The organism is Pseudomonas sp. C2B4 (assembly GCF_013359695.1).
Lineage (GTDB): Bacteria > Pseudomonadota > Gammaproteobacteria > Pseudomonadales > Pseudomonadaceae > Aquipseudomonas.
The window spans coordinates 1-3,605 of record NZ_JABFMU010000120.1; the positions used below are offsets into that span (position 1 = coordinate 1).

A 3,605-nucleotide genomic window follows, 5' to 3' on the forward strand; every position below is an offset into this window, starting at 1 on the left:
ACACGATCATGAAACGCCAAACCCTTCTCAGCATCGCTTTCTCGGTTTTCGCAGTTAACGCTTTTGCAGCGACCTCTGCTCAACCTGTAGTCGCCGAAGGCGGCTCGGATCGACTGATCGAAAGCCGCGTGGCTGAAGGGGGTTCGGATCGTCTGATCCAGAATCGTATCGCTGAAGGTGGCGCTGATCGCCTGCTGGAAAAACGCGCTGTGGCGGCCGATGGTTCTGACCGCCTGCAAGGCAACACCGTAGCGGCCGATGGTTCTGACCGTCTGCAAGGCAACACCGTAGCGGCCGATGGCTCCGACCGTCTGCAAGGCAACACCGTAGCGGCCGATGGCTCCGACCGTCTGCAAGGCAACACCGTAGCCGCCGATGGCTCCGACCGCCTGCAAGGCAACACCGTTGCTGCCGATGGCTCCGACCGCCTGCAAGGCAACACCGTCGCTGCCGATGGCTCTGACCGTCTGCAAGGCAATACCGTCGCTGCCGATGGCTCCGACCGTCTGCAAGGCAACAGCATCGCCTAAGCAAATCGCTCCACCGCTCCACACAAAAAAGCCCGGCCTGATCAGCCGGGCTTTTTCATGCCTGAAACAATGCTGCGATCTTTTGATGTTAATCGGCGCGCGCCATGCAGCGCTGATATCGCTCATCGACCCGCTTGGCAAACCATGCGGTGGTCAGTTTCCGGGTGATTTTCGGGCTTTGCAGCACGATCCCCGGCAGTACCGCACGGGGCAATGGCCGGCCTTCTGCCTGCTCGGCCAATTCGAAAACCCGCTGGTAGAGCTTGCTGTGTTCGAACGCCAGCGTATTGCCCTCCTCCAGTTGATCGCGGATCGTCGGATTGCGCATGTCCAATTGCTTGCCGAGGGTGCGCACGGCCTTTTCCGTGGTACCAGGCATGATCGAGTCGTAGCGGACCAGATCGCCATCGAGCACCAACGGGATACCCGAGGCCCGACTGACCGCGTTCTGGAACGCGGCGTTGCGACTGGCGTACCAGCCGGCGTTGAAATCGGCGAAGCGATACAGCGGTTGCGGGTAGCTCGCCGGGTAACCGAGCAAATGCGCGATGCCGAAGTACATGCCGCCACGGCGGGTAAAGACTTCACGGCGGATCGAGCCATCCACCGGATAGGGATAACCTTTGGCCTGCTGCTCGGCAAAATCGATGCTGACCTGCATCGGTCCACCGGTATGCACCGGGTTGAAGCCTGCAAACAGGGTCTGGCCCATCGGCACCATGCCGATGAAGTCGTCGAAAATCGCGCTCAGTTCCTTTTCGCTGCGGGCGGCGTTCAGCCGATCGCTGTAGCTTTTGCCATTGGGCGAGCGCACCTGCAACGCACCGCTGACCAACAGGCCGGGAATGTGCGCCTTGGCCGCCCGCCGGTCGATTTCGTCACGGGCGATCTTGCCCAGGCCGGGCACGGTCGGGTCTGCCTGGAACGTCGACTCCTGCTCGGTGACGGCCAACACCGAACAGAGGTTTTGCGTGGTCGGCGCAATGTTCTGCGCAGCGAATGCGGCCTGGATATCGGTGGCCCAACCCTGGCGGTCGACGGTTTTGGCCGGCAGCAGGCGCAGGATGTCAGCCTTGACCTGGGCAGGCGTGCGCGCCGGGGGTTCCTGGGTCCGCTGACTGCCGCAACCGGCCAGCACCAGCAACGCGGCGATGCTCATGATCAATCGATGGACTTGCATGGTGCTCCTGATGATGGGAGATGCCGGATCAACCATAAGGCCGATGGCAGGGTGCTGGCTATGACCATGGCACCTCTCCTCTGTTCCTTTGGCAGACACGCCCCTGTGGGAGCGAGCCTGCTCGCGAAAGCGGAGTATCCGTCAATGCATGTGTCGACTGACATTGCGCCTTCGCGAGCAGGCTCGCTCCCACAGCTTTTCCGTTTGGCGGCCCGTCTGGCCGCCCTGTCAGCCTGAACCATACTTGCATCACTCGCAAAAGGAGGGGCAGGACCATGCAACGCAGCGACGTGTTGATCATCGGTGCCGGGCCGACCGGACTGGTACTGGCACTGTGGCTAAGCAGACTGGGCATTCGAGCACGCATTATCGACAAGACCTCGACACCCGGCACCACGTCCCGGGCGTTGGCCGTGCAGGCACGAACACTGGAGTTGTATCGTCAGCTCGACCTCGCCGACGCCGTGGTCAAGCAAGGCCATTGCGTGGCGGCCGCCAATTTCTGGGTCAAGGGCGAACCTGTGGCGCGCTTGCCGTTGAGCCGTGTTGGCGAGGGCCTGACGCCTTATGCCTTCCTCGAAATCTTCCCGCAGGACGAACACGAACGACTGCTGATCGATCGCCTCGCCACCTTCGGCATTACCGTCGAACGCAACACCGAACTGCTGGGCTTCGAGGAAACCGGCGATGACATCATTGCCACGCTGCGCCTGCCCGACGGCCAGCAGGAAATCTGCCAGGCCTGTTACCTCGCTGGTTGCGACGGTGCCCGTTCCATCGTGCGCAAGACCCTGGACACCGGATTCCCCGGCGGCACCTACCAGCAGGTTTTCTATGTCGCCGATGTCCAGGCCAGCGGGCCGACATTCAACGGTGAACTGCACCTGGATCTCGATGAAGCGGATTTCCTCGCGGTGTTCCCCTTGGCAGGTCAAGGCCGCGCGCGCCTGATCGGCACGGTTCGCGACGATCGCGCCGAGCACGCCGACACCCTGCGATTCGAAGACGTCAGCAGCCGGGCCATCGAACATATGAAGGTCAAGATCGAACAGCTGAACTGGTTCTCGACCTACCGCGTGCATCATCGGGTGGCCGATCACTTCCGCACCGGACGCACGTTTTTACTGGGTGATGCCGCCCATGTGCACAGCCCCGCCGGGGGCCAGGGCATGAACACCGGGATTGGCGATGCAATCAACCTGGCCTGGAAACTCGCGGCCGTGTTGAGCGGCGGCGCCGAGGCCAAATTGCTCGCCACCTACGAAACCGAGCGCATCGCGTTTGCCCGCAAACTGGTGTCCACCACTGACCGGGTCTTCACCTTCGTCACCGCCGAAGGCCGCATGGCCGACCTGTTGCGCACACGCCTGGCGCCGTTCCTGCTGCCGAAAATGGCCTCGTTTGAAACCTCCCGCGAATTCCTTTTCCGCACGGTGTCGCAAATCACCCTTAACTACCGTGGCATGCCCTTGAGCGCGGGCGTTGCCGGGCACGTGCACGGCGGCGATCGCCTGCCCTGGGCGCACGACGGCGAAGGCGATAATTTTGGACCGCTGAAGTGTCCGGGCTGGCAGGTGCATGTGTACGGCGACACCAGCGACGAGATGATCGCCTGGTGCAACGAGCATCATTTGCCGCTGCATGTGTTCGACTGGCGCCCGGCGTTCGAAACGGCAGGCCTGGGGCGAAACGGCTTTTATCTGTTGCGCCCGGACACCTATGTGGCAATTGCCGAAACCTGCTCGGATCCGAAGGTGATCGAGCGGTATTTCCGGGATCACGGGATCCGGCCGTTTTTTGGCAGGGCCTGAGGCCCCAAAAATCCCCTGTAGGAGCGAGCCTGAACTGGTCAAGTAATCCCGGACACCGTTTACGGTGCTTATGCCGCTTTTTGC

The 3,605-nt window shown here is 62.0% G+C and carries 3 protein-coding genes; 2 read left to right on the forward strand and 1 reads right to left on the reverse strand.

The window, feature by feature from the left end:
• The coding region (locus HNQ83_RS30875) for a phage infection protein (RefSeq protein ID WP_372241946.1) at nucleotides 1-530 on the forward strand (530 nt) is incomplete at its 5' end.
• 88 nt (nucleotides 531-618) lie between these two features.
• Here the strand turns inward: HNQ83_RS30875 and HNQ83_RS30880 are convergent.
• Nucleotides 619-1,710, reverse strand: a complete 1,092-nt coding sequence (locus tag HNQ83_RS30880) for a DUF1615 domain-containing protein (protein WP_175392621.1) — start codon at nucleotides 1,708-1,710, stop codon at nucleotides 619-621.
• 275 nt (nucleotides 1,711-1,985) lie between these two features.
• On the opposite strand from HNQ83_RS30880, the gene HNQ83_RS30885 reads away from it, so the two are divergent.
• Nucleotides 1,986-3,521 (forward strand): FAD-dependent monooxygenase, encoded by a 1,536-nt coding sequence (locus HNQ83_RS30885; protein ID WP_175392622.1) that lies wholly within the window; start codon nucleotides 1,986-1,988, stop codon nucleotides 3,519-3,521.
• Nucleotides 3,522-3,605 lie beyond the last annotated feature (84 nt).

Bases quoted from the DNA above. Each gene is read 5' to 3' on its own strand.
- HNQ83_RS30880 (WP_175392621.1), bottom strand. From the start codon at position 1,710: ATGCAAGTCCATCGATTGATCATGAGCATCGCCGCGTTGCTGGTGCTG.
- HNQ83_RS30885 (WP_175392622.1), top strand. From the start codon at position 1,986: ATGCAACGCAGCGACGTGTTGATCATCGGTGCCGGGCCGACCGGACTG.